The sequence below is a fragment of the Pantoea sp. Tr-811 genome (assembly GCF_011752535.1).
In the GTDB taxonomy this organism is placed as follows: domain Bacteria; phylum Pseudomonadota; class Gammaproteobacteria; order Pseudomonadales; family Pseudomonadaceae; genus Aquipseudomonas.
This window is the reverse complement of the sequence record NZ_VWXJ01000006.1, coordinates 73876-100426: the sequence shown is the minus strand read 5'-3', so window position 1 is coordinate 100426 and position 26551 is coordinate 73876. Positions and strand designations below refer to the sequence as shown.

Genomic DNA, 26551 nt, shown 5'->3' with positions numbered 1-26551 from the left:
ACCGTTATTACTAACAACGCTATTAATGCGGCGCTCACCCTAGACCATGCTATTGGTCACTGCTGCGATGGACCCGCGGGGGGAGTGCTAAAGAACTTTGCGTGCAAGCCTGGTTGAGGCCGCTTGTGTGTGCCCAACAAAAAAATTGACTGGCTGAGACTTTTCGGCCGGGGCGCGCTTTCGCCCGAAGTTTTAACAACGGTTTACCAAGGATTGTTCGGTCTCCCCAGAGAAGACCGTGCTCGCGTGTGCCTAGTCGCAAGAGAACCAAAAATGCCGGATGTAACTCGACCCTCGAATTACCGTCCCCACACATCTTCCTCGCCCCTCACTGACAGCAAGGTTCCCATGTTCAATTCCCACGTTCCGGCGAAGGCGCTGCTGTGCGCCCTCGGTTTTGCCGTGATGACAGCCAACGCGGCCATGGCCGCCGAAACCGCGGCCGCCGCCGCCCCGGCCCAGGCCGCCCAGGCCCGGGTACAGGTCAACGCCGTCGAGTTCAGCGGTAACCGCACCTTCAGCAACGAGCAGCTCAACGCGCAGATCGCCGGCGACTTGGGTCGTCCGATGACCCTGGTCGAGATGAAAGCCCTGGCCGCCAAGGTCGAGGCCTACTACCAGGCCGCCAACTACCGCCTGGTCAAGGTCGTGGTGCCGGCCCAGGACTTCGCCAACGAACCGGCCCTGAAGCTGGTGGTGCTCGAAGGCTGGCTGGGCAACGTGCAAGTCACCGGCGCCAAGCGCTTCTCCGCCGAGCAGGTGCATGACGCACTGGCAGCCGGCGGCGTAGTCGAAGGCAAGCCGTTCACCCTGGAGCAGGTCGAGCGCGCGCTGACCCACCTCAACCGCCTGTCCGGCATCGAGGTCACCTCCACCCTGCAACCAGGGCAGCAAACCGGTTCCACCGACCTGGTGGTCGATGTGACCGAAGCGCCTCGCATCCAGGGCGCGATGGAAATCAACAACTACGGCAGCAAGGACACCGGCGAAACCCGCCTGATGCCGAGCCTGAAGTTCGCCAACCTGACCGGCCACGGCGACGAGGCCAACGTGCTCGCCCTGACCTCCCTGGGCGCCGGCGACCTGTGGTACGGCTACGTCGACTACAGCCTGCCGCTGAACGCCACCGGCACCAAGGCCCGCGCCTACTTCTCCAAAGGTAACGTCGACGTCGGCAACACCTACCGCGTGCTGGAAATCGAAGGTGAGAACCAGAGTTGGGGCCTGGGCATGGCCCAGGACTTCGTGCGTTCGGCGCGCAGCATCGTTACCGCCGAAGCCTGGCTCGAAGCCCAGGACCTGGACCAGAGCATCCTTGGCGTGCGCACGGCCGAAGACAAGGTGCGCAAGCTGCGCTTCACCGTCAGCCTGGACAACTCCGACCTGTACGGCCGCACCCTGGCCACCATGGGCCTGCACTACGGCCTGGGCGAAGCACTGGGCGGCATGGACGACAACTCGACCATGTCCAGCCGCGCCGCCGCCAAGGCCGACAACAACTTCACCAAGGTCACCTTCGACGTGGCCCGCCTGCAACAGATCACCCCGCGCTTCCTGGTGATCCCGCGCATCGCCGGCCAGTACTCGTTCGATTCGCTGGTATCCAGCGAGCAGTGGGGCGTGGGTGGCTTCAACTCGGTGGCCGGCCACGCGCCGTCGACCTACTCCGGCGACAACGGCTTCACCGCCAGCCTCGAAGGCCGCTACGCGCTGTTCAAGGACAGCGACCGCTACCAGGCCACCGCGCGCCTGGACCACGGCCAGGTCTGGGTGAAAGACCCGCTGGTTGGCCAGGAAAAACACCAGGACCTCTCCGGCGCCGCCATCGGCCTGCTGGCGCGGCCACTGGACTGCGTCGACCTGCGGGTGGACTTCGGCGTGCCGATCGGCACCAAGACCGAGGACAACTCCTACGTCTACGCCCAGGCCCGTTACCACTTCTGAGTCGCGGAAACGACCCCCAATTTGCACAGGTAAGTACTCATGTCCCGCAAGAAGAAAGGCACGCAGACATTCATCAAGGCGGTTTCGGTTTCCGTCATCGGCGCTACCAGCTCGGTTGCCCTCGCGGCGCCAACCGGCGGTACCGTGGTCAGTGGCGGCATCACCATCAGTTCGATGAACAACAACGAACTGGTGATCACCCAGGCCCTGCAGAAGGGCATCATCAACTGGACCGACTTCAGCATCGACACCGGTGAGCTGGTGCGCTTCGCCCAGCAGGCCGGTAACGACTCGATCACCCTGAACCGGGTGCTCGGCAGCCAGGTGTCGAACATCCAGGGCGCCCTGCAGGCCAACGGCAACATCTTCCTGATCAACCCCAACGGCATCGTCTTCGGCGCCAACTCCAGCGTCGACGTGGCCGGCCTGCTGGCCACCACCTTCGATGTCAGCGATGCAAGCTTCCTCAACGGCGGCCAGCTGGAGTTCTCCCAGGTCGCCGGCAAGGACCTGGCCAGCATCGCCAACCAGGGCCAGATCACCACCGGCAGCGGCGGGTTCGTCTACCTGGTCGCGCCCAAGGTGGACAACACCGGCTTCGTCATCGCCAACGTCGGCCGGGTGACCATGGCCGCGGGTGACCGCTTCACGGTCAACCTGCAAGGCAGCAACCTGATCAACTTCAGCGTCAGCGCCGACACCCTGGCCACTGCCACCGGCAACACCGCCACCGGCGTCAGCAACAGCGGCACCGTAACGGCCCAGACCGTCCTGCTGCAGGGCAACTCCGCCAGTGGCCTGATGAGCTCGGTGGTCAACAACAGCGGCATCATCGAAGCCACCGACCTGACCATCGCCGCTGGCGATATCGTCCAGGCCGGCACCATCAAGGGCGTGGCCACCGCGGCGGCCAGCACCGCCAGCCTCACCGCCGGCAAGACCATCACCACCACCAGCACCAGCTCGACCCGCGCCAACACCCTGAATCTGGCCGTGACCGACGAAGGCGCTTCGATCGGTTCCGAAGAAGGTGCGCTGACCGTCGATGCCGATGTGCTCAACGCCAGCTCGCAAAGCGGCAACGTGCTGGTCACCGACGTCAGCGGCGGCGTCGCCCTGGGCGAAGTCAAGGCCGGCACTGCAGATGCAGGCGGCAGCGTGGTGATCACCGCGCAGAACGGCAGCATCACCTCGGCCGACAGCAGCAAGGCCAACGTCACCGGCTACTCGGCCAAGCTGGTCGCCGATGGCGCCGTGGGCAGCGACAGCACCGCGGTCAACACCAAAGTGGGCGTGCTCTCGGCCTCCACCCAGAACGGCGGCATCAACGTCAAGAACGACGGCGCGCTGATTCTCGGCGACGTCATTGCCCGCGAGCAGATCACCGTCAACGGCCTGAGCAGCAGCTCCGCCGCCGTGGACAACAGCGGTTCGATCACCCTGAGCAACGGCAGCACCGGCAGCAAGAACGTCAAGGTCCAGGCCAGCGAAGGGGTAATCCTCACTGGCACCGTGTCGGCCACCAACGGCCTGACCGTCACCTCCGACACCGGCAGCATCCTTGCCGCCCAAGCCGGCACCGCACTGGTTGGCCGCACCGTCAACCTCAGCGCCGGTGGCGAGATCGGTGACGCCGCGCAGTCCCTGAGCACCCAGAGCAACACCGTCAACGCGGCTGCCGGCAACGGTGGCGTGTACCTGAGCGAAAGCAACGGCCTGACCGTCGGCACCGTGACCGCGGCCGGCACCGACAACAACGTCGTGCTCAACGCCACCCAGGGCAACATCACCGTCGGCAGCATCACCGCCAACGGCGGCAACGTCGGCCTCACCGCCGGCAATGGCAGCATCATTGCCGCCACTGGCTCGACCACCAACGTCACCGCCAAGGGCCTGACCGCCAGCGCCAAGTCCGGTGTCGGCACCTCGGCCAAGAAGCTGGGCACCAGCGTCGACACCCTGAGCGCCACCACCACCGCCGCCCAGGCCGGTGTCTACGCCAGCAACGACAAGGCGCTGAGCGCACTGTCGGTGACCACGCCCAACGGTGACACCAACGTCACCTTCAGCGGCGGCGCGCTGACCTACAGCCGCAACACCAACGCGCTGGCGCTGACCCGTCTGCAGGCCATGGACGTTTCGTTCAGCAACACCGCTGCCGGCCTGAAGCTCAACGGCATCGACGCAGGCGCCGACAAGAGCGTGTCGCTGACCGCCGCCGGTGACATCACCCAAGGCAGCGGCAGCGTGGTCGGCAAGGATGTGGTCATCGACGCCACGGGCAACATCGGCAGCGCCGACACCGCCCTGCAAACCCAGGCCAGCGACCTCACCCTGACCAGCCGCAACGGCATCGCCAACGTCGCCAACACCTCGGCCGACCTGGCCCTGACAGCCACCGCCAACGCCACCAATGGCGCCGTGACGGTGAACCAGAGCGGCAACCTGTCGGTTGAGTCGATCAGTGCCAAGACGGCGGTGAAACTGACCGCAGGTGGCGCCGTGACGGCCGCCGACGACGCCTCGGGCACCGTGATTTCCGCAGGTTCCCTGAACGTCAACGCAGGCTCCATCGGCACCAGCAGCAAAGCCCTGTCGAGCAAGGTGGCAGGCGCTGTGAACCTGACCGCCAACAGCGGCGACGTGAATTTCTCCAACATCGGAGCCATCAGCCTGCTGGACGTGCTCGCCAGCAACGGCAAGATCGCCTTCCAGAACAGCGGTGACACCGTGGTTGGCCAGCTCAAGGCCAGCGGTACCATCGACTTCAAGGTGTCCGGCAACGTCACCGACGGCAACGGCAGCGCTGCCAACTTCGTCACCAGCGGCCTGACTGCAGCGGTGAAGTCGTTCGGCACCAGCGGCGACGCCCTGGAAATCCAGGTTGACGAACTGGTGATCGACGCCGCCAACGGCGGTATCTACGCCCGCCAGGCCAGCGGTAACCTGATCTCGCTCAAGCAGATCACCAGCGGCGGCAGCGGCAGCGATATCCAGATCGAAGCCGATGGCAGCATCAAGCTGGGTAACGTCGATGCCGGTGGCAACAACGTCAAGATCGCTGCCGGTGGCAGCATCGAAGACGGCCGTACCAGCACCAGCGCCGCCAACGTCGTCGCCCGCTCGCTGGACATCAGCGCGCCGAACGGCATCGGCCAACAGGGCGAACTGGCCCTGGACGTAAGCTTCCTGTCCGCTGCAGGCGGCACCGGCGGCGTCACCGCCACCAACGCCGGCGCCGTGGCCGTGGACGCCAGCTCGCTGACCGGCAAGGGCGCCAGCGCGATCAACATCGTCGCCACCGCCATCACCGTGCTCGACAACAACGGCGGCACCATCACCATGGATGGCGGCTCGCTGGTGCTCAAAGCCACCTCGGGCAACATCGTCTTCCTCAACCAGAACGACACCATCTACCTGCCAGGTGGCGGTAGCATCACCCTGATCGCGACCTCCAAATCCAGCAGCGAAGTGCCGGGCTACGACGGCGTGATCATCGCCGGTAACCTGAAAACCGACGGCGGCAACATCACCCTGCAGGCGCAGTCGAACATCACCATCGGCATGCTCGATGCCGGCGCCACCGGCGACGTCACCGTGGCCTCGGCCGGCGGTGTGATCCTCGACGGCAACGGCACCGCGCAGAACATCCGTGGCAACAACGTCAGCCTCACCGCCAGCACCCCAAGCAAGTACAACGCCGAGCTGACCCGCGACACCGCCATTGCCGAATACTCGGCACGCGATGCCGAGGCCGCCGCCAAGTTGCTGCAGCTGAACATCCTCATCCAGCAGCTGAAGGACTACGAGGCCCTGGTGACCTCGGCCACCCTGCAGAACAGCCTGGCCGAGCTCAGCCAGCGCCTGGCCGAAGTGGCTGCCAACGCCCAGTCGGCAAAAGTCGACAGCATGTCGGCCACCGCCGATGCGCTGAACACCGCGCTGAACGCCGCCACCGTGGTGCGCAACGCCGCTGCCGTGATCGCCGGTGCCGCCCAGGCCGTGCCGTTCTCCGGTGACGCCGGTGCCGACGCCGCCTTCGCCGTGGTCGACCTGGTGATGTCCGCAGCCTCCCTGGCCCTGGACAGCTACGAGCGCTACAGCCTGGCACCGCAGCAAGACCTGCTGGTGGAGCTGAACAACACCCTGGACGTGGCCAACGCGGCGATCTACACCGCTGCCACCAACCTGGCCACCACCACCGCCATCCGTGACACCACGGCCACCTCCAAGGCCGCTGCCGAGCTGGCCGTGTTCAAGGCCAACACTGCCCGCGACGCCGCCCTGCAGGTGCGCAAGCAGGCCGTGGCCGCCTACAACCTGAACCAGCAGATCGACAGTTCTGCCGAGAAGCCGCTGGGCATCACTGCCAACCGCCTGGACATCAACAACGGCGGCACCATCGACTCCAGCCTGTACCTGAACTCCACCGGCAGCCTGGGCCTGGGCGACATCACCGTTGCCACCGGCAAGCAGATCGTCGCCGAAGCCACTGGCAACGTCGGCGTGGTCGGCACCGTCTCCAGCGACACTGCCATCAGCCTCAAGGCTGGCCAGGCCATCCTTGGCCAGGGCGGCGTGCTGGTGACCCCAGACCTGAAAATGGTCGCTGGCAACGGCATCGGTGCCCTGCAGGCAGTCAACACCCAGACCGACCGCGTTGCAGCCGACGCCGGCACCGGTGGCGTGGCCATCGTCAACGCCAACGGCGGTGCACTGCTGACCATCGGCACCGAAGGTGCGGTGAAAGGCATCACCGGCGCCGGTGACATCAGCGTCACCACCGACGGTTCGCTGAAAATCGACCAGCTGGTCAAAGACAGCACCCACACCCACACCGTCAGCCTGACCGCCACCAACGGCGCGATCATCGATGGCAACACCGTCGAGCGCAACGTGCAGGGCGGCACCCTGGTGGCCAAGGCCGCAGGCGCCATCGACCTCGACAGCGAAGTCGACACGCTGAACGCCGAAGTCACCAACGCCGGCAACATCACCGTGCGTGAAGCGAACGCGGTGACTGCGCGTAACCTCAAGACCGCCAGCGGCAACATCGACCTCAAGGCCGGTGGTGCCATCGTGGTCGGCAGCGTCGATGCCGGTACGGGCACCGTCAGCCTGGAGGCCGACGGCGCGGTGGACGATGACCAGGACAACAGCACCCTGATCGTCGCCGATACCCTGAACATCCACGCAGCGGGCAGCGTCGGTGCCACCGGCAGCAACGCCAACCGCCACCTGGACACCCAGGTCAACACCGTCAATGTCACCGCCAGCGGTGAAGTCAACCTGGCCGAGGTCGACGACCTCACCGTCGGCACCCTGGAAACCGACCACGGTAACGTCACCGTGACCACCGGTGGTTCCCTGAACGTCGGCAGCATCAGCACCGACACCAGCGCCAGCGACACCGTCAGCCTGGTGGCCGGCAACCAGATCACCAACGCCAAGACCGACGGCACCAGCAACATCGATGCCGCCAACCTGTCGCTGTACGCCGGCAACGGTATCGGCAACGACAAGGCCCTGGACGTCAAGGTCGCCAAGCTGGAAGCCTACACCGACACCGGCAGCATCAAGGTCAACGACCTGGACGGTGACCTGGTCATCGGCGGCGTCACCCCGAACCTGGGCAACCGCAGCATCACTGGCCTGGACAACGCCGATGGCGACATCGAAGTCACCACGGCCGGCAACCTGACCGTCAACGAGCGCGTGCACAACTACGGCGACGGCGCAGCGCGCCTGAGCGCAGGTGGCAACGTTCAGCAGAACGCCGACATCAGCACCGACAACGGTGATATCGCGGTCAAGGCCGGTGGCGACATCGACATGTTGGCTGGCACCGCTGCCCGCTCTTCCGGCACCGGTAACGTGGCCTACAACGCGGGCGGCAATGCCAACCTGCGCACTGTCGTCACCGACACCGGCAACATCGAGCTGACGGCAGAGCAGGGCGACCTGACCCTGAACGAAGCTGTTCAGACCGAAGCGGGCAACATCAGCCTGAACGCAGGCGGCGACCTGGTGCAGAACGACCTGGTGCGCACCGCTGCAGGCGACATCGTGGCCAAGGCTACAGGCGACCTGACCACCCTGGCCGCGACCACCGTCGATGGCACCGGCAACATCGACTACAGCGCAGGCGGCAACGTCAGCCTGCAGCAGGTGACCACCGGCGCGGGCAACATCAGCCTGAACGCAGGCGGCGACCTGGTGCAGAACGCTCAGGTGCGCACCGCTGCAGGCGACATCGTGGCCAAGGCCACCGGCGACCTGACCACCCTGGCCTCGACCACCGTCGATGGCACCGGCAACATCGACTACAGCGCAGGCGGCAACGTCAGCCTGCAGCAGGTGACCACCGGCGCGGGCAACATCAGCCTGAACGCAGGCGGCGACCTGGTGCAGAACGCTCAGGTGCGCACCGCTGCAGGCGACATCGTGGCCAAGGCCACCGGCGACCTGACCACCCTGGCCGCGACCACCGTCGATGGCACCGGCAACATCGACTACAGCGCCGGCGGCAACGTCGACCTGCAGCAGGTGACCACCGGCGCCGGCAACATCAGCCTGAACGCAGGCGGCAACCTGGTGCAGAACGCCCTGGTGCAGACGGCAGCAGGTAACCTCACTGCGCACGCCAACGGCAACCTGACCACCCTGGCCGACAGTACCGTGGTCAATGCCGGCAACATCGACTACAGCGCCGGCGGCAACGTTGACCTGCAGCAGGTGAGCACCGGTACCGGCACCATCACCCTCACCGCAGGCAACAACCTGAACCAGCACGCGCTGGTGCAGACTGGCGCCGGCAACCTGGTGGCCAAGGCCGGCAACGACCTGACCATGGACGCCGGCACCCAGGCCAGCGTCATCGGCCAGGGCGATGTGAACTACAGCGCTGGCAACAACCTGGTGATCGACCAGATCGCCACCGGCAACGGCAAGGTGACCCTCAATGCCACCGCCGGTGACATCCAGGTTCAAGGCAACGCCGCGCGCAACGTCAGCGCCCAGCAGCTGATCGCCACCGCCGGCGGCAACATCGGCACCAACGATGCACTGCGCACCGCTGTCGACAGCCTCAGCGCGTCGGCCGCTAGCGGTTCGATCGTGGTCGACGAGGCCGATGCCGTCACCCTCGACAACGTCGCCGCGGCCAATGGCCTGGTGTCGGTAAGTGCCGGGGACATTACCGTCAAGCAACTGCAGGGCAGCAGCATCGCCCTGGACTCCACCGGCAAGGTGGTCACCGCCAACGGCGGCCTGGTCAAGGGCTCCAGCCTGAGCGTGGCCGCGCAGACCGGCGTCAACCTGCACACCGCAGTGGACAGCGCAACGGTAAGCAACGCCAGCGGCGACGTCACCCTGGCCGAAGATGACGGCATCACCCTGAGCCGTATCACCACCAGCAACGGCAATGTCAACGTCACCGCCGCTGGCGACATCGGCGTGAACAGCGTCGCTGCCAACAACGGCAACGTCACCCTGAGCTCCACCGGTGGCGCCATCGTCACCCAGCAACCGAGCCTGCTCGCTCGCCTGCTGACCCGTGTGGCCCAGGCCACCGGCATCAGTGCCGAGCGCATCGAGTTGAACGCGGCCAACGGCCTGGGCAATGGCGCGCAAGGTGCCCTGCAACTGCACGGCAACAGCGTGTCGGCCAGCACCACGGGCGGCGACATCAACCTGGCCCAAAGCCAGGCGGTGACCCTGGAGAACGTCAGCACCGGCAACGGCAACATCGCCGTGACCGTGGCCGACGGCAACGCCACCGTGGGCGCGGTAAGCGCTACCGGCAGCGTGGCCCTGACCACCGAGAACGGTGCACTGCTGGACGATGGCAACGGCAACACCCGCATCAAGGGCGACGCCGTGAACCTGACCGCCAGCAACGGCATGGCCGTGCAAACCCAGGCCAACAGCATCAACGCCCAGGCCACCGCCGGTAACATCACCGTGGATGAAGCCGACGGCCTCAACCGCCTGACCGTGAACAGCGGCAACGGCGACGTTGCGGTCACCAGCACCAGCGGCAACCTCGGCGTGGACGTGGTCAATGCCAGCGGCCACACCGTCAACCTGACCGCCAGCGCCGGCGCCATCGTCGACGCCAATGGCAATGCGCAGAGCAACATCAACGCGCAGAGCGCCAACCTGGTGGCGGCCAACGGCCTCGGCCAGCGCGGCAACGCCCTGGACGTCAACGTGCAGAACCTGGCAGGCAACGGCGGCAACGGCGGTGTCAACCTCAACAGCACCTCGGCGTCGGCACTGAACCTGTCGTCGCTGAGCGTCGCCCAGGGTGACATCACCCTGGCGGCGGCTGGCGACCTGAACGTCAACGGCACGGTGAGCAACGGCGGGGCGGGCAACATCACCCTGAGCGCTGCCAACATCCAGCAGAACGCCGACATCAACACCAGCGGCCGTGGCAATGTCAGCGTCACCGGCACGGGCGACGTGGTGATGGCGCCAACCAGCACCACCCGCACCGACACCGGTACCGTCAGCTACCAGGGTGGCAAGACCATCCAGGTGGCCTCGGTGCAAACCTCCAACGCCGCCGGCGGTGGCAAGGTGGTGTTCGTCGCGCCGCAGGTGCTGGACAACATGCCGGGCGTGGCCAACGTACGGGCCTGGCAGGTGTCGGTGAAGGCCGACAACGGCAACGCCACGCTGATCAAGGCGCTGATGGGCGACGTGAACGACTCGTCGCAAGTCGACCTCGGCAGCCGCGTGATCGGTGGTAGCCTGGCCGAAAGCCGCCGCTTCATGGAAGCGCTGCTGCAGCCAGCGGTGGTTCAGGCCACCGGGCCACAGAACCTGTTTGACGTGGGCCTGCTCAATGCGAGCCAGGTTACCCCGTTCAACGGCTTCGTGGACGGTGAAGATGGCGTGATGACTTACAACAAGTAAGCCAGCATGCTGTAGATGAAAAGGCCGCCGGGTTTTGCCCGGCGGCCTTTTTTTGCCTGAAAGATTGATCGCGAGCTGGCGCTCGCTCCTACGGGATGTTCGCAACCTTGGTAGGAGCGAGCGCAGCTCGCGATGCTTTTGCAGTCAGCGCCGCAGCAAGCGGCTGACCAGCAGCGTCAACCCGGCGGCCACCGCCAGCGACGTCAGCGGTTTTTCCCTGACGAACGCCGACACGTTATCCAGCGCATCACCGTAGCTTTTGGTGATCTGCCCCGACACCTGCCGCGCATCACCCTCAGCTTCCAGCTGCGGATCGTCCAGCCATTGGCCGGCCGCACTCTGCGCCTTGCCCGCCACTTTCTCTGCAACGCCTTCGATTTGTTCACGCTTCATGATTGATCGAACCTTCCTTTTAGGTAGCCATGGGCTTGTCGCACAAGGTTAGGGAGCTGCACGTCTGGATAAGTTCCAAGCAAACCCTGCAGGAACCTGTACGTGAAACTATTCTTGTACAACTATTCCGTTGCCGGTAACGCGCCTGTGGCCATCAGAACCCTGTTCATCAGCCTGCTCGCGGTGGCCACGCTCATGGCCCCGGCCCAGGCAGCACCGGCGAGCTGGCGCTCGGCACTGCCCGCCGCGCAGCTGGCGGGCAGCGGTGATTTCAGCTGGTTTGGCCTGCGCCTGTATACCGCCCGGCTGTGGCGTAGCGGGGCCACGTGGAACTGGGATACGCCCTTTGCCCTGGAGCTGAGCTACCACCGGTCGCTGTCGAGGAACACCCTGGTGCAGGCCAGCATCGATGAAATACAACGCCTGGCCAACGCCCCGCTGGCCGCCGACACCCGCGAGCGCTGGACGTCGGCCATGGCTGCAGCCTTCGTCGATGTACGCCCAGGCATGCGCATCACCGGCCTGTACCTACCGGGCCAGGGCTGCCGTTTCTATGTCGATGACCAGCTGCGCCTGGAAGTGCACGACCCGGCCTTCGCCCGGGCGTTCTTCGCCATCTGGCTGGACGCCCGCGCCCGCGATGGCCAGTTGCGCGAGCAGTTGCTCGGCGCTGCCGGGCGCGAACGAGGAGGCTGACCCATGTACAAGCCACTGCTGTTGATTGCCTGCCTGCTGTTGGGCAGTTGCAAGGTTGGCGTGGAGCACTACGCCCAGGAGCAGCCGCGCCTGGACCTGGTAGCGTTCTTCTCCCAGCCGGTGCAGGCCTGGGGCATGTTCCAGAAACGTTCGGGGGAGGTGGTCAAGCGCTTTACGGTGCGCATCGACAGCCGCCGTGAAGGTGAGCGGCTGATTCTCGACGAGCGCTTCGTCTACAGCGACGGCACCCGCCAACAGCGCATCTGGACACTCACCCCCAACGGCCCGGGCCGCTGGCGCGGAACCGCCGGCGATGTACTGGGCGAGGCCGAGGGGGAAGTGGCCGGTAACGCCCTGCGCTGGCGCTACCGGCTGGATTTGCCGGTCGATGGCCGGCACTGGGCCATGGACATGGACGACTGGATGTACCTGATGGACGAGGACACCCTGATCAACCGCACGCGCATGAGCAAGCTGGGCGTGGAAGTTGGGCAAATCACCCTGTTCTTCCGCCGCATGCCCTAGGCCGGCATCAGCCCGGCTGCACCGCCAGGCGGTTGCTGACGTTGCGCCCCAGCACCAGCACGGTGACGAAGCCACAGCCCACCAGCGCCGTGGCCAGGCTCAGCAGCACCGAGCTGCCCATCTGGTCGACGATGCGCCCGCCGAAGAACGAGCCCAGGGCAATGATTACCTGGAACATCGCCACGAACAGTGGCATGCCGCGTTCCACATCCTTCGGTGCCACCACGAACATCCAGATGCTGGAGCAGGCCGGGAAGGCGCCGAAGGCGAAGCCCCACAAGCCGATCAGCATGGCCGCGCCGGTCATGCCGGTGGCGAAGTAGGGGAACAGCGCGGTGCTGGTGGCGATCAGCAGGGCAACCAGCATCAGGGTGTGGCGCACGCTGCGGTTGGCGGCGAAACCGGCGAACAGGTTGCCGGCGACACCGGCGATGCCGTAGAGCAGCAGCAACGAACCGATGGTCGGCCCATCGAAGCCGGAGCGTTCCTTGAAGAACGGCGCAACGTAGGTGTAGGCGGCAAAGTGCGCCAGGCCAATCAGCAGCACGGCGATCAGGCCAACCCGCGCTTGCGGGTTGATGAACAGCGCCGGCAGGTCACGCACGCGGATGGCTTTGTCCGGGTCCAGCCGCGGCAGCAGGAACAGTTGTGCCAGCAGCACCGGCACGCCTACCAGGGCGGTGACCAGGAAGGTCATGCGCCAGCCCATCAGGTTGCTCAACCAGGTGCCGACCGGCACGCCGAGCACGGTGGCCAGGGTCACGCCGACCATGATGATCGACGTCGCCTGGGCCACGCCCACGCCCTTGGGCGCCAGGCGGCCGCTCAGGGCGATGGCGGTGGCCCAGAAGCCGCCGATGCTGATGCCCAGCAGCACGCGGCCGAGCAACAGCAGGTTGAAGTCGCTGGCATAGGCCACCACGGCGTTGGCGAGAATCATGATCAGCGTCAGGCCCACCAGCAGGTAGCGGCGGTCCATGGCGCCGATGCCCACCGACAGCAACGGCGCGGCGAGGGCGGCCATGATGCCGGGCAGGGTGACCATCAAACCGGCGTGGCCGGCACTGATGCCCAGGTCGCTGGCGACGTCGTTGAGCACGCCGACGGGCAGAAATTCGCTGGTCACCAGGGCGAAGGCGCCCACGGCAACGGACAGGATCGCCAGCCATTGCTGGAGCAGGCTGCGTTCATTGGGGGCGGGAAGGCCGCTAGGGGCCGGGCTGGCGCTTGGCATGGTCAAGGGTTCCAAAGGGGATGGCGCCTGTAGCAGGCGAGGGGAGCGGGGAGAAATTGCAGGCGATTATAAAAGTCGCTGCCGCGAAGTCGACAGGCGGGTCGTTCGATAGTAATCATCAGCGCGATTGATAAAACCCCCGCACCCCTTGTGTAGGAGCGGGCTTGCCCCGCGAACACGGGCGAAGCCCGTGCCATGCACCGCGGTGCATGCTTCGCGGGGCAAGCCCGCTCCTACAAAAGAACCGCGAAATCAGGCATTGAGGGCCGCTTCGACAATCTCGACCCAGTGCCGCACCGGTGTGCGCCCGGCGCCGTCCAGGTGCATCTGGCAGCCGATATTGGCCGTGGCGATGAGCTGGGGCTTGCCGCTTTCCAGCGCATTCAGGCGGTTGTCGCGCAATTGCTGCGACAGTTCAGGCTGGGTCAGCGAATAGGTGCCGGCCGAGCCGCAGCACAGGTGGCCGTCGGGCACCGGGGTCAGGGTGAAGCCCAGCCGGGCCAGCAGGCTTTCCACCTGGCCGCCGAGCTTGAGCGCGTGCTGCAGCGTACACGGGCAGTGGAAGGCCAGGCGCTGTTCGGCGCACAGGCCCAGCTGTTCGAGCGGTTCGTCACGCAGCACCTCGACCAGGTCGCGTGACAACGCACTGACCCTGGCCGCCTTGGCCGCGTAAAGTGGGTCGCGCGCCAGCAGGTGGCCATAGTCACGCACAAAGGCGCCACAACCGCTGGCGGTCTGCACGATGGCTTCGGCGCCAGCCTCGATGGCCGGCCACCAGGCGTCGATCGCGCGCCGGGCGCGTTCCAGGCCCTGTTCCTGGGCATTGAGGTGGTAGTCCACCGCGCCGCAACAGCCGGCTTCAGGTGCAGGCGCCACGCTGATGCCCAGGCGGTCGAGCAGGCGCGCAGTGGCGGCGTTGGTGTTGGGCGACAGCGCCGCCTGCACGCAGCCTTCGAGCAGCAGGATGCGCCGGGCATGGCGCACCGCCGGGCGCTGCCCAGGCGCTGCGATCCGCGCCGGCAACTTGCCTTGCAGGCTGGCCGGCAGCAGCGGGCGCAGCATTTGCCCGGTGCGGGTCAGCGCCTTGAACAGCGCAGGGTGCGGCACCACCGCGCGCAAGCCATGGCGCAACAGGCGCTGGCCGAGCGGGCGGGGCACCTGCTGTTCGACCACGGCGCGGCCGATGTCCAGCAGGTCGTGGTACTTCACCCCGGACGGGCAGGTGGTTTCGCAGTTGCGGCATGTCAGGCAGCGGTCCAGGTGCAGCTGCGTGCTGGCGCTGACCGGTGCGCCTTCGAGCACCTGCTTGATCAGGTAGATACGCCCGCGTGGCCCGTCCAGCTCATCGCCGAGCAACTGGTAGGTGGGGCAAGTGGCGGTGCAGAAACCGCAGTGCACGCAACTGCGCAGGATGCGTTCGGCCTCTTCGCCGCGGGCCAGGTGCTTGGCGCTTTCACTCAAGGTGGTTTGCATGGCGTGGCCCTACAGTTGCGGGTACAGGCGGCCAGGGTTGAACACCCCCTGGGGGTCGAGTTGCTGCTTGAGCGCGCGGTGGTAGCGCAGCAGCGTAGCCGGTAACGGCGCGCTGCCTTCAGCCCCCGCGCCATAGCCGATGGCGTGGCCGCCGACACTGGCCGCCAGCGCATGAATGGCCTGGGCGGGCGCATCAGACTTGAGCCAGCGCTGCGCGCCTCCCCAGTCGACCCATTGCTGCCCGGGCAGGTCGAGCTCGCCGCTGGCGCTGGGCACCGACAGCCGCCACAACGCTGCCGGCCCGCTGAAGAAGGGCAGGCGCTGTTCACGCAGGTCGCTCCAGAACCGGTTGTCGAGCACTTCGCCGCCCAGGCGCTGGCGGGCCGACTGCACCGAGCCTTCGCCGCCTTCCAGGCGCAGGTAAAGCGCTTCGCCGTCGTGGCAGGCGGCGCTGATCGGCAGCGGCTGCTGGCCCCATTCGGCCAACGCTTGCAGCGCCTGATGGCGCGCCATCGGCAAGCACAGGCTCAGGCACTGGCGTGGGCGTGGCAGCACCTTCAGCGACACCTCGGTGAGCAGCCCCAGGCAGCCGAAGCTGCCGGCCATCAACCGCGACAGGTCGTAGCCGGCGACGTTCTTCATCACCTCGCCGCCAAAGCGCAGCAGCTTGCCGTGCCCGGTGATGACCCGGGTGCCCAGCACGTAGTCGCGCACCGACCCGGCCCACGGCCGGCGCGGCCCGGACAGCCCGGCGGCGACCATGCCGCCGACGGTGGCTGCGCTGCCCAGGTGCGGTGGTTCGCAGGGCAGCATCTGCCCGGCCTCGTGCAGCGCCGCCTCGATGTCTTGCAGCGGGGTACCGGCGCGGGCGGTGAGCACCAGCTCGGTGGGGTCGTAGCTAAGGATGCCGCGATGGCTGCGGGTGTCGAGAAGCTCGCCGGCCACCGGCCCGCCGAGTAGGGCCTTGCTGTTGCCCCCCTGAAGACGCAGCGGCGTGTTCTGCTGCAGTGCCTGGTTCACCTGCTCCAGCAGGGCCTGGCTCATGTCGCGGTCCATGCTCATCAGAAACGCTCCAGCTCAGCAAAGGGCAGTTGCCCGTGGTGCACGTGCAGGGCACCGAACTCGGCGCAGCGGTGCAGGGTGGGAATGTTCTTGCCGGGGTTGAGCAGGCCCTTTGGGTCGAACGCGGCCTTCACCGCGTGGAACAGGGTGATTTCATCGCTGTTGAACTGGGCGCACATCTGGTTGATCTTCTCGCGCCCCACGCCGTGCTCGCCGGTGATACTGCCGCCCACCGCCACGCACAGCTCCAGGATGCGGCCACCGATGGCCTCGGCACGTTCCAGCTCACCGGGCAGGTTGGCATCGAACAGGATCAACGGGTGCATGTTGCCGTCACCGGCATGGAACACGTTGGCCACGCGCAGGCCGTATTCCTCGGACAGCGTGCTGATACCCCTGAGCACCCTGGGCAACTCGCGGCGGGGAATGGTGCCGTCCATGCAGTAGTAGTCGGGGGAAATGCGCCCCACCGCCGGGAAGGCGTTCTTGCGTCCGGCCCAGAACCGCGCCCGTTCGGCTTCGTCGCAGGCCAGGCGTACCTCGCGCGCCCCGGCTTGCGCCAACACGGCGGCGACCCGTTGGCAGTCATCCTGCACATCGGCCTCCACGCCATCGAGCTCGCACAGCAGGATCGCCGCCGCGTCCACCGGGTAGCCGGCGTGGATGAAATCCTCGGCGGCGCGAATCGCCAGGTTGTCCATCATCTCCAGGCCACCGGGAATGATGCCGGCGGCGATGATCTCGGCCACCGCCCGGCCGGCGTCCTCGACGCTGTCGAAACTGGCCAGCAGCACCCGCGTGACCTGGGGCTTGGGCAGCAGCTTGACGGTCACCTCGGTGACGATGCCGAGCATGCCTTCGGAGCCGGTGAACAGCGCCAACAGGTCGAAGCCAGGGCTGTCCAGGGCGTCGCTGCCCAGCGTCATGCGCTCGCCTTCGATGGTCAGGATTTCCACCTTGAGCAGGTTGTGCACGGTCAGCCCGTATTTCAGGCAATGCACGCCGCCTGCGTTTTCCGCCACGTTGCCGCCGATGGAGCAGGCGATTTGCGAGGAAGGGTCTGGGGCGTAGTACAGGCCGTAGGGCGCGGCGGCCTGGGAAATCGCCAGGTTGCGCACCCCCGGCTGCACCCGGGCGAAGCGGCCCTGCGGGTTCACTTCAAGAATGCGTTTGAAGCGCGCCATTACCAGCAGGATGCCCTTGGCCAGGGGCAGTGCACCGCCCGACAGCCCGGTGCCGGCGCCCCGGGCCACCACTGGCACGCCGCGCTGGTGGCAGAGCTTGAGCAAGGCCTGCACCTGTTCCAGGCGCTCGGGCAGCACCACCAGCAGCGGCACCGTGCGGTAGGCGGACAGCCCGTCGCATTCGTAGGGTTTGAGGTCTTCTGGGCGGTGGAGGATTTCAAGGTCCGGCAGCGTTTCGCGCAACGCCTGCAGCAGGGCAGGGCGGTCGACGTCGGGCAGCGTTCCATCGATGCGTTCGTCGTAAAGAATGTTCATCTAGCTCACTCGGCGGCATTGTTCTTATTAGTCGCCGCCCTTTCGCCGGGCACACCCGCCCCCACAGCACCTTTGTGTAGGAGCGGGCTTGCCCCGCAAAGAGGCCGGTCCTGCCGTCAACCAATCAATGCTGGGCCAGCGGGTCTTCCTGGGACAGGATGGCCTGAGCCAGTTCTTCGTCACTGGCCTGCAGGCCAGGGTGGTCCTTGCGGACCTGCTCCAGCGCCGACTCGACGTAGGCGCCACGAATCGCACCGTTGCTGGCGACGAAGGCAGACAGCTCGTCACGGGCGGGAATGATGCGTTTATCGTCTTTGAAGGTCGAATACAACGAAGCGGAAACACCGGCCGAGGTGGCGACGTCGCCCGCATCGACGCGGGCCAGCGCAGCACCGGCAGGCAGCAGAAGCAGCAGCGCAGGGGCGATCAGTAGGTGGCGCATGTCGTGTTCTCCAGTAGCGTGAAGCACAAGGAAATTAACCACTCAGTGCTTAAGAAAGCGCCACTGTGCGGGTAGTTCCATCGGCTGCCTTAAAGCATAGACGCTGCGCTGCGATACAACCGTCGCCCCAGCACGCAATCCCCCCGTAGGAGCGAGCGCAGCTCGCGATGGGCTGCACAGCAGCCCCGGCGTTCAAAGCCGCGAAGCTGGAATCCTGGGGCCGCTGCGCGCCCCATCGCGAGCTGCGCTCGCTCCTACCGGGGTGGCGCCAGCATGAGGATGACCAACGCACCCTGCATCACCATTCCCGGCAGCTAGTATCAAGCATTCTGATACTCCATCGGCACCTGCTGTTTTGCTGATGCTTGCGCCGTAGACTCGTTCGTAACCGGCCACCCAGGCCGGCCCACAACTACTACAAGAAGCAAGTGGAGACACGAATGAGTAGCCCAGTTTCGTTCGAAGACCTCCCCCTGAGCCGCTTCCATATCCGGACGGTTTTCAGTGGCACCGGCGGTCAATTCAGTGACGGATTCGTGCTAGGGATCATTGGCATCGCGGTCAGCATGGCGGCAGGGCCGCTGCAATTGAATGCCCTGTGGATGGGCTTGCTCGGCGCGGCGTCATTGGCCGGCCTGTTCCTTGGCAGCCTGTTCGCAGGGCCATTGGCCGACCGCTATGGCCGGCGCACCATCTTTGCCTGGGACATGCTGCTGTTCGCGGTGATCTCAGCCTCGCAGTTCTTCGTAAGCTCTGCCGAACAGCTGCTGGCCCTGCGCCTGCTGTTGGGCCTGGTGCTGGGGTTCGACTACGTGGTGAGCAAGTCGCTGGTCACCGAATTCGCCCCGCGCCGCTATCGGGGGCGGCTGCTCAGCGTATTGGCGGCGGCCTGGGCGGCGGGCTACGTGGCGGCCTACCTGGTGGGCTTCGCCATTCGCGACATCGGCCCCGATGCCTGGCGCCTGATGCTGGCGCTGAGCGGCTTGCCGGCGCTGCTGATCCTGCCGCTGCGCCTGGGCGTGCCGGAATCGCCGATCTGGCTGATGGCCCGTGGTCGCACGGCTGAAGCCCTGGCCATCGTGCGCAGCAAGTTCGGCCCCCACGTGACCTTGCCATCAACCCCACCCATGACCCACAAGCGCGGCAGCCTTGGCGAGCTGATGAGCAAGCGCTGGCGGCGCAATACCTTGGTGGGGTGCGTGTTCTACACCTGCCAGGTGATCCCGTTCTTCGCCCTCGGCACCTTCTCGCCGCGGGTGCTGGAAGCGCTGAACGTGCAGGACAAGTTCGTCGGTGGCCTGGTGTACAACGTGCTGCTGATGTTCGGCGCCTTGCTCGGCCTGATGATCATCGACCGCATTTCCCGCCGCGCCTTCCTGGTCGGCACCTTCTACCTCAGCGCCGTGGGCCTCGCGGTGCTGGCCTGGGGCAGCTTCGGCGCGCTGGGGACCATCCTGGCCTTCGGCTTTTTTGCCTGCGTGCTGGCGGCGGCGGTGAACCTGGAATTCGTCTACCCCGGCGAACTGTTCCCAACCCACCTGCGCGCCTCGGGCATCGGCCTGGCAGTGGCGGCCAGCCGCTTTGGCTCGGCCTTCGCCACCTTCCTGCTGCCACTGGCGGTGCAGCACCTGGGCGTACACGCCGCGTTGGGTGTGTGCGTGGGTGTGCTGGTGTTCGGCGGGGTGTTCTGCCACCTGTTCGCCCCGGAAACCAGCCAGGAACAGCTGGCCGCCGTCAGCCCCGACGATAGCGCCGAGGCTGAGCCTGGCAAGCGCTCGCTCAACGCCCATTGAAACCAGGAGACTGCCCATGGCCACCCCCCGCCCCATCGACATGCACGCCGTGCAGGTGTTCATTGCCGTGGCCGAAACCGGCAGCATGTCGGGCGCGGCCAACCGCATGGGCATTTCCCAGTCCGGGGTCTCGCAACTGGTGCGCCAGCTGGAAGACGAGCTGGGCGTGGTGCTGGTCGACCGCACCACCCGGCCCTTGACGCTGACCTCGTTCGGCCTGGCGCTGCGCAACCGCGGCGCCTTGCTCAGCGAGGAACTGGCCAACCTCAAGGCCCAGGTGCTGGATGCCGGGCGCGGGGTCAAGCCCGACCTGCGCCTGGGCCTGGTGGACTCGTTCGCCGCCACCTGTGGCTCGATGCTCACCCGCCAGTTGCTTGGCCAGGTGGCGCAGCTGTCGGTGCGCACCGGGCTCAGCCCGCAGCAGGGCGAGTCGCTGCTGCGCCGTGACCTGGACCTGATCGTCACCAGCGACCCGCTGCTCGATGCCAACGACGTGATCCGCTACCGGCTGTTTTCCGAACGCTACTTCGTGATCACGCCAAACGCCCTGGGCAAGCCCCTGGCCAGCCTGGACGACGTCCGTGCCCTGGCCAATGTGCTGCCGGTGGTGCGCTTCAACCGCACCTCGCAAGTCGGCCTGCAGATCGAACGGCACCTGCGTGGCCTGGGGGTGCGGGTGCCCAACCGCCTGGAACTGGACAACGCCGACGCCCTGACCGCGATGGTCGCCGAGGGTATCGGCTGGGCCGTGACCAGCCCGATGTGTTTCCTCCAGGCCTTGCCCTGGGTGGACAACGTCACCGCCCACCTGGCCCCTGAACTGAGCCTTGAGCGCTCGCTGTACCTGGTGGCCCGGCGCAATGAATACAGCGCCTTCTTCGCCGATGCCTGCGAAGCGGCGCGAACCGTCATCCTCGACTCCTTCCTGCCACGGCTCAAGGCGCTGGGCAAAGGCGTCGAGGCTCTAGTGAATGTGGATGAGGGAGATACCCGTGAGTACTTTTGACCGCGTTGAGCAGGATTATGTAGGCGAGGTGCGCATTGCGGCCGACAAGCTGTACGGCGTGAACAGCGTGCGTGGCTTCGACAACCTGAGTGTTTCGCCGCTTACCGTGGCCCACTACCCGGCGTTTCGCGATGCCTTCGCCCTGTGCAAGTGGGCTGCCGCCCTGGCCAACCGCGACTGTGGCGTGATTGCCGGGGCCCAGGCCGAAGCCATCGCCCTGGCCTGCCAGTCGGTGATGGCCGGTGAATGCGACGACTCGTTGATCGTCGACCTGCTCGAAGGCTCCGGCGGCACCTCGACCAACATGAATTTCAACGAGGTGATCGCCAACCGTGCCCAGCAGGTGCTGGGCCACGCCGCCGGCAGTTATGAGGTGGTGCACCCCAATGACCACGTGAACATTTCCCAGTCGACCAACGATGTGTATCCGGCGGCGCTGAAGATCGCCACCTATCGCTTGCTGGGCGGTTTGATCGAGCAGGTGCGCCAACTGGCGCAGGCGTTCGACGCCAAGGCCGCACAGTTCGCTGACATCCTGCACTTGGGCCGCACCTGCCTGCAGGACGCCCAGCCCATGCGTCTGGGCCAGCTGTTCTCCGGCTACGCCTCGCTCAGCCAGCGCCTGGCGGATGAGCTGGTGGCCGTGCGCGACAAGCTGCGCACGCTGCCCTTGGGCGGTACGGCGATCGGCACCGGCTTCGGTGCCCCGGCAGCCTACCGCGCAGCGGTGTACCAGCACCTGGCGCAGGTGAGTGGCGTGGACTACCTGGCCCCGGCCAACCCCTTCGATGCGATGCAGAACATGGACGTGTTCGGCCGCGTTTCGGGTGAGCTGCGCACCTGCGCGGCGGCCCTGGCGAAGGTCGCCGCCGACCTCACCAAGCTGTCCTCGGGGCCGGTGGGCGGGCTGGGCGAGTTGCAGCTGCCAGAGGCCCAGGCCGGTTCGTCGATCATGCCCGGCAAGGTCAACCCGGTGTTGCCGATGGCGATGATCCAGTTGAGCTTCGCGGTGATCGGCAATGACACGGCGGTGGCCCAGGCGGTGCAGTATGGCGAGCTTGAGATCAACCACTTCGAGCCGGTGGTGGCGTCGCGGGTATTCGACAGCATCACCTTGCTGACCCAGGGTATCCAGCGTTTCCGTGAGAAGTGCGTGCAGGGCATCGAAGCGGATGCCGGGCGCAACCTTTCGCACCTGACCGGCTCGATGGCGGTGGCCACGGCGCTGGTGCCAAGCCTGGGCTATGCCAAGGTCAGCAAGCTGGCGCGCCAGTCGGTGAACGAAGGGCGCTCGTTGCTGGCGATCCTGGCCGAGTCTGGGGTGATGAGCGAGGCCGAGGCGATGGCGGCGATCGAGCAGGCGTCTTACCCGGTGTTCGGCTGAGCCCCCTCCTATGGAACAAATCTTAACTATCTGATTCAACTGGTATTTCTGTAGGAGCGGGCTTGTCCCGCGAAGCAGGCGACGCGGTGTATGGCACCGGCTGCGCCGGTGTTCGCGGGGCAAGTCGGGTCGCCGCACCGCCGCTCCTACAGGGCATTGCGGCGCGGCTGCTGTGTGCCTTCAAGGTCGATCAAGGTTTGGCAACAATCACCGTCATCGACTGAGTCACCCGCGAGTCGGCGAGGCGCAAACGTACTTCGAGGGTTTCCTTGCCATCGCGCAGGTAAGCCGTTGTGAGGTTTTCATTGATGAACCCACCGTCAGCCCCAACCGACTGAATACCTACCCAGTTTCCTGCACTGTTAAGGGCCTCGACTGTTGCGCCTGGCGGTGACGCTTTACCGCTTACAACCAAGCGCTCCTCCCCAACCAACTGGCCGTGCAGTTCAAGCATTTGCGAAACCGTGGCGCTGTAGCGTTCGGTGAACTTGCGGTCTTGATAATCCATGCGCACCGTGAGGGTGGTTTTGCCATCGGCCAGGTGACGGTTGGAAAGGTGGTCATTGCCAAAACTGCCGTCGCGCGCGACAGTGGCGACAATTGGCCAGGAGCCGTCCTGGTTGCCCACTTCGATGTAGGCTCCAGGGGGCGTGGCGCTTCCTTAGACCCATATCTGGTTGTCAGGCTTACGAATGGCGGAAATCTCCATGACTGCCGGGCGGTCCACGACCGTAAGTTCAAGTGTATCGGTTGTGCCCTTCACCCGAGCTTCAAGCTGTTGCTGGCCATCTGCCAGGTAGTATTCGTCGAGGTGATCGTTGCTGAAGTACAGGTGCGGGTCGACACCGGCGATTTCGGGCCATTGATCGTCTCGGCTGTGTACCTGGATGTGAGCGCCCACAGGTGTCGCGTATCCGTCGACGTGTACCTTGTCATTGGGCAACCTGAATGCCCACAGGCGCAGCAGCCGGTCTTTGTTACTGCCCTTGAACACCGGGACCGTGGTGGGGTCGACCTCAGGTTTGTTCAGGCCCAGCGCCTTGATCGCCGCCAGGGTCTGCTCATCGGGGCGCAGGCCCCAGCGAATGAAATAGTCTGACAGGTCGGCGTTCGCGGCCCCGCTTGCCTCCACCTGGAACAGTTGCTTGCGTGGGCCAGGGGAGATCGGATCCGCGTACTGGCGAATGGCCTGTTCCAGTTTTGGGTAGAACCCATCACCGAATGCCCGGCGCATCTGCTCGAACATCGAACCGGTGATGTCGCTTCCGACTTTCTCCAGGTTCTCGAAATCTCGGTCCTCATCCGCTGCCGCCAGGTAGACCACTACCTTGTCCCAGTACGCAGACGTTGGCCCGCCCAAGGGGACGGGGAAGTCGTCACCGAACCAATGGCGAAGCGCTGCCAGTGTGTAGACGTTCACCGTCACTTCCCCCAAGACCCCAGGATTCCAGGTCCAGATTGGCGACTGGCGTTGGTGCCCCAGTTCGTGCCAGATCGACCATTTACCCCGCACATTTTCGGCGTTGAACGCATAATCTGCGGGGTACGGGAGCCCTGCGATGTAATTGCTAGCGAACGGGTTGGCGCCTTGTCTGGTTTCGACCACGAGCGGGCGTAGGCTACTCGGATCGTTGGGTGGCGTGCAGGCATTGAGCCCGGCGCTGCGGTTCTGGGCATCGATGCCCTGTTGATAAATGTCGAGCAATGCCCACGGGTAGTTTTCATTCGCCTTGCGCACGCTTTCAAGCGTGCCGACAAGCACCACCTTGTCGCTTACCAGCTGGGCCAGTGGAATGGTCGACGCTTGCAGCATGTGCTGCCATTGTGCGTCGTTGGTCGTGCCCAACTGATAGAACGGGATAGGCTCAGCTTGTGGCCCAAGGGTCAACTCGACGGCCGACGCCGGCGAGGTATCCTTGACGAAGCGTACGGAGAGCAAGCCATTTTTAGGTGAAATGACGGTGTTCTTCCCTGGATGGAGCTTCTGTGTGATGAAGGCTTGTTCCGCTTCATTGTGCCGCCATGGCAACACCAGCGAGGGTGTGCCAACCACCATCTCCAGCACTGCGCCCTGGGGGTCACCGGTCACTGTCACTTCCAGGCCGGTGTAGGCATTGAGGTGAAAACCCAGGGGCTGCCAATCGGACCAGAGCATGTTCTGCTTCAAACGGTCACGCTCATGGGTGGCTGAAGGCAAGGAAGTGATGCGCAAGGCGCGAGGTTGAGGAAACGCCTCAGGATTGGCTTGCCGGTATTCGGGGTCACGGGGCATGCCGTCGGTGGACCATCGTTCAGCGTTTTGGGCTTGCGCTTGGCAGCTTGCGAGGGAAATGGCGCTGTGGTCGTTGAGCAGGCAACGTTGCTCGGTTGGGTATGCATTCTGCAGGCGGCCGTAACCGGGTACCAGGTCTCTGCCTGTCCAGTGGGATTCGGACCGGCTGGCGTCACAGGCGGCCATCTTCGCTTGCCACCCAACGTTGAACAGGCAGCGCTGCGGGTTTCCCGGCGTTTGATAGGCATTGACCAGCATCACGCCAAGCGGGCCGCTACGTGCTGCCCATTCGGCAAGCGGGTCGTCAGCCTTGCCAGATGGGCAAGGCCCAAGGTGTAACGTGTCGTCGATGGGGGATGCGCGCAGGCAGGCGTCTGCATCACCCTGCTCGATGGCAGCCAAATTGCGCAGGGGCGTGAACGTTTCATCGCCAGTGGCGGCCTTGAGCGGGCCTGCAACCAAGAGTATCAGGAGTGCCGCCGCTAGCGCCGGCAGCCGATACCACGTTGGGTTGTTGGTATTGTGCTTCATTGTCGCGTACCCCTGCTGGCCTGTGCTTCAGGGCCATTGAACGGTACGTGTGCAGCGCGGACAACTGGCAGAAATATCAGGTATGCGCGTGCCCAGGCTCGGCGGGCACGCGCCGATACAGCGGCCGCGGCGTGCTGGGGTCCTGCTCGGTAAGCTGGCTACCCGCGGCCACGAACCCCGCCCGTTCGGCCAGGCGCTGGCTGGCCAGGTTGTCGATGTCGGTGGTCAGCCATACCGGCGCCTCGACGGCGTCGAGCAGGCAGGTCAGCGCTTCGCGCATCAGGCCCTGGCCGCTGCTGGCCTGGTTTGCCCAATAGCCCACTTCGTACTCGCCATTGCCTGGGCGCAGGCCAATGCAACCGACCACCTCCCCAGTGCTGGGGGCGAGTACGAAATAGCGTTTTTCCTTGGCCGGGTCGAGAAATTCCTCGGCGCTCAGTTGCAGGGTTTCGCGCACCTCGTCCAGGGTCCAGTCGGGCTTGGCCCAGGCCAGGAACGGTTGGTGCAGGGCATAGCTGTCGAGCAAGGCCTGTTGCAGTTGCTGGGCGAACGCCGGCGCAGGGCGAACCAGCAAGGTACGCGCAGTAGACAGGGTGCGGGGCAGTGTGGGGTAGGGCATTGCAGGCCTTCCTGGCGGGTTGATCGACGCATATAAGCATACTTTTGTGTAGTCTGTGTTAGCCCCTGCGTGGGTGCCCGATCATTCAAAGGAAACTGAAGGTCTACCATGCCCGACTACAAGCTGCATTGCTTCGCAGAATCCGGTAACGCCTACAAGGCGGCGCTGATGCTCGAACTGACTGGCCAGGACTGGCAGCCGGTGTTCGTCGACTTCTTCAACGGCCAAACCCGCGACCCGCAGTGGCGCGACGAGGTCAACGAGCAGGGCGAGGTGCCGGTATTGGAGCACGCCGGGCAGACCATCACCCAGTCGGCCTTGATCCTTGGCTACCTGGCCCAGCGAACCGGCCAGTTCGGCCCCCGCAGCGAAGAGGAAAAGCGTGAAGTCTGGCGCTGGATTCTGTTCGACAACCACAAGTTCACCAGCTACTACGCAGCGCTGCGCTTTTTGCTGTGCCTGAAGAAAACCGGGGAGACGGAGGTGACGGGCTTCTTGCGCGAACGCGCCACCGCGGCCTATCGGATCGTCGACGCGCACCTGGCCAAGACGCCGTTCATGGTCGGTGAGCGGCTGACCATCGCTGACCTGTCGTTGGCGGGGTATGTGTTCATGCCGGAGGACACCGGGATCGTGCTCACCGAGTTCAGCCATATCGAGGCGTGGAAGCAGCGGCTGCAGGCGGTGCCGGGGTGGAAGCATCCCTATGACCTGATGCCTCGATCTGCTTGAGCCCCTACCGGCCCTTCGCGAGCT

Annotated in this window: 17 protein-coding genes; 8 read left to right on the top strand and 9 right to left on the bottom strand. The window is 65.6% G+C overall.

Translation table 11 applies throughout. The annotated features are described in order from the left end of the window. Positions 1–348 precede the first annotated feature (348 nt). Complete coding sequence (locus F3J44_RS11235) at positions 349–1944, top strand: ShlB/FhaC/HecB family hemolysin secretion/activation protein (protein WP_167064983.1); 1596 nt, start codon at positions 349–351, stop codon at positions 1942–1944. Positions 1945–1983: 39 nt separating this feature from the next. After that, the gene (locus tag F3J44_RS11230; RefSeq protein ID WP_205299828.1) at positions 1984–10866 is read left to right on the top strand and encodes a filamentous hemagglutinin N-terminal domain-containing protein; all 8883 of its coding nucleotides are present in this window, start codon (positions 1984–1986) and stop codon (positions 10864–10866) included. A gap of 144 nt (positions 10867–11010) precedes the next feature. Here F3J44_RS11230 and F3J44_RS11225 read toward each other — a convergent pair whose 3' ends face one another. Beyond that, positions 11011–11259, bottom strand: a complete 249-nt coding sequence (locus tag F3J44_RS11225; RefSeq protein WP_167064978.1) for a CsbD family protein — start codon at positions 11257–11259, stop codon at positions 11011–11013. A 102-nt stretch (positions 11260–11361) separates the two neighbouring features. On the opposite strand from F3J44_RS11225, the gene F3J44_RS11220 reads away from it, so the two are divergent. Further along, positions 11362–11955: a chalcone isomerase family protein gene (locus F3J44_RS11220; protein WP_205299827.1), complete on the top strand. Its 594-nt coding sequence runs from the start codon at positions 11362–11364 to the stop codon at positions 11953–11955. A 3-nt stretch (positions 11956–11958) separates the two neighbouring features. After that, positions 11959–12480 (top strand): DUF3833 domain-containing protein, encoded by a 522-nt coding sequence (locus tag F3J44_RS11215; RefSeq protein WP_167272361.1) that lies wholly within the window; start codon positions 11959–11961, stop codon positions 12478–12480. Between the two features lie 7 nt (positions 12481–12487). Here F3J44_RS11215 and F3J44_RS11210 read toward each other — a convergent pair whose 3' ends face one another. The 5 genes from F3J44_RS11210 to F3J44_RS11190 form a co-directional block, all read right to left on the bottom strand. Then, the gene (locus F3J44_RS11210; RefSeq protein WP_167272358.1) at positions 12488–13714 is read right to left on the bottom strand and encodes an MFS transporter; all 1227 of its coding nucleotides are present in this window, start codon (positions 13712–13714) and stop codon (positions 12488–12490) included. Positions 13715–13966: 252 nt separating this feature from the next. Further along, entirely contained in the window at positions 13967–15187 is a 1221-nt protein-coding gene (glcF, locus tag F3J44_RS11205; protein WP_167272354.1) for a glycolate oxidase subunit GlcF, read from the bottom strand. A 9-nt stretch (positions 15188–15196) separates the two neighbouring features. Next, positions 15197–16249: a glycolate oxidase subunit GlcE gene (gene glcE / locus F3J44_RS11200; protein WP_167272351.1), complete on the bottom strand. Its 1053-nt coding sequence runs from the start codon at positions 16247–16249 to the stop codon at positions 15197–15199. Continuing rightward, on the bottom strand, positions 16249–17748 hold the full coding sequence (gene glcD / locus F3J44_RS11195) for a glycolate oxidase subunit GlcD (RefSeq protein WP_167272348.1): 1500 nt from the start codon (positions 17746–17748) through the stop codon (positions 16249–16251). The genes glcE and glcD overlap by 1 nt, the downstream gene beginning before the upstream one ends. A gap of 124 nt (positions 17749–17872) precedes the next feature. Continuing rightward, positions 17873–18190, bottom strand: a complete 318-nt coding sequence (locus F3J44_RS11190; RefSeq protein WP_167064960.1) for a DUF2388 domain-containing protein — start codon at positions 18188–18190, stop codon at positions 17873–17875. 440 nt (positions 18191–18630) lie between these two features. Here F3J44_RS11190 and F3J44_RS11185 point away from each other — a divergent pair, with 440 nt between their 5' ends. From F3J44_RS11185 to F3J44_RS11175, 3 genes are read left to right on the top strand one after another with little or no spacing between them, the layout of a single operon-like run. Beyond that, entirely contained in the window at positions 18631–19983 is a 1353-nt protein-coding gene (locus tag F3J44_RS11185) for an MFS transporter (RefSeq protein WP_167272345.1), read from the top strand. Between the two features lie 16 nt (positions 19984–19999). Beyond that, on the top strand, positions 20000–20989 hold the full coding sequence (locus F3J44_RS11180) for a LysR family transcriptional regulator (RefSeq protein WP_167272342.1): 990 nt from the start codon (positions 20000–20002) through the stop codon (positions 20987–20989). Then, entirely contained in the window at positions 20976–22373 is a 1398-nt protein-coding gene (locus F3J44_RS11175; protein WP_205299826.1) for an aspartate ammonia-lyase, read from the top strand. Before F3J44_RS11180 ends, F3J44_RS11175 begins: the two co-directional genes overlap by 14 nt. Before the next feature lie 190 nt (positions 22374–22563). Here the strand turns inward: F3J44_RS11175 and F3J44_RS11170 are convergent, their stop codons facing one another. From F3J44_RS11170 to F3J44_RS11160, 3 genes are all read right to left on the bottom strand, one after another. Beyond that, a complete protein-coding gene (locus tag F3J44_RS11170; RefSeq protein WP_167272336.1) occupies positions 22564–23001 on the bottom strand; it encodes a hypothetical protein in 438 nt (145 codons plus the stop codon). A 33-nt stretch (positions 23002–23034) separates the two neighbouring features. After that, positions 23035–25176 (bottom strand): M60 family metallopeptidase, encoded by a 2142-nt coding sequence (locus tag F3J44_RS11165; protein WP_167272334.1) that lies wholly within the window; start codon positions 25174–25176, stop codon positions 23035–23037. Between the two features lie 76 nt (positions 25177–25252). Then, on the bottom strand, positions 25253–25795 hold the full coding sequence (locus F3J44_RS11160; protein ID WP_167272332.1) for a GNAT family N-acetyltransferase: 543 nt from the start codon (positions 25793–25795) through the stop codon (positions 25253–25255). 108 nt (positions 25796–25903) lie between these two features. Between F3J44_RS11160 and F3J44_RS11155 the strand changes: the two genes are divergently transcribed. Continuing rightward, positions 25904–26527, top strand: a complete 624-nt coding sequence (locus tag F3J44_RS11155; protein WP_167064939.1) for a glutathione S-transferase family protein — start codon at positions 25904–25906, stop codon at positions 26525–26527. Positions 26528–26551 lie beyond the last annotated feature (24 nt).

Bases quoted from the DNA above. Each gene is read 5' to 3' on its own strand.
- F3J44_RS11235 (WP_167064983.1), top strand. From the start codon at position 349: ATGTTCAATTCCCACGTTCCGGCGAAGGCGCTGCTGTGCGCCCTCGGT.
- F3J44_RS11230 (WP_205299828.1), top strand. From the start codon at position 1,984: ATGTCCCGCAAGAAGAAAGGCACGCAGACATTCATCAAGGCGGTTTCG.
- F3J44_RS11225 (WP_167064978.1), bottom strand. From the start codon at position 11,259: ATGAAGCGTGAACAAATCGAAGGCGTTGCAGAGAAAGTGGCGGGCAAG.
- F3J44_RS11215 (WP_167272361.1), top strand. From the start codon at position 11,959: ATGTACAAGCCACTGCTGTTGATTGCCTGCCTGCTGTTGGGCAGTTGC.
- F3J44_RS11210 (WP_167272358.1), bottom strand. From the start codon at position 13,714: ATGCCAAGCGCCAGCCCGGCCCCTAGCGGCCTTCCCGCCCCCAATGAA.
- glcF (WP_167272354.1), bottom strand. From the start codon at position 15,187: ATGCAAACCACCTTGAGTGAAAGCGCCAAGCACCTGGCCCGCGGCGAA.
- glcE (WP_167272351.1), bottom strand. From the start codon at position 16,249: ATGAGCATGGACCGCGACATGAGCCAGGCCCTGCTGGAGCAGGTGAAC.
- glcD (WP_167272348.1), bottom strand. From the start codon at position 17,748: ATGAACATTCTTTACGACGAACGCATCGATGGAACGCTGCCCGACGTC.
- F3J44_RS11190 (WP_167064960.1), bottom strand. From the start codon at position 18,190: ATGCGCCACCTACTGATCGCCCCTGCGCTGCTGCTTCTGCTGCCTGCC.
- F3J44_RS11185 (WP_167272345.1), top strand. From the start codon at position 18,631: ATGAGTAGCCCAGTTTCGTTCGAAGACCTCCCCCTGAGCCGCTTCCAT.
- F3J44_RS11180 (WP_167272342.1), top strand. From the start codon at position 20,000: ATGGCCACCCCCCGCCCCATCGACATGCACGCCGTGCAGGTGTTCATT.
- F3J44_RS11165 (WP_167272334.1), bottom strand. From the start codon at position 25,176: ATGAAGCACAATACCAACAACCCAACGTGGTATCGGCTGCCGGCGCTA.
- F3J44_RS11160 (WP_167272332.1), bottom strand. From the start codon at position 25,795: ATGCCCTACCCCACACTGCCCCGCACCCTGTCTACTGCGCGTACCTTG.
- F3J44_RS11155 (WP_167064939.1), top strand. From the start codon at position 25,904: ATGCCCGACTACAAGCTGCATTGCTTCGCAGAATCCGGTAACGCCTAC.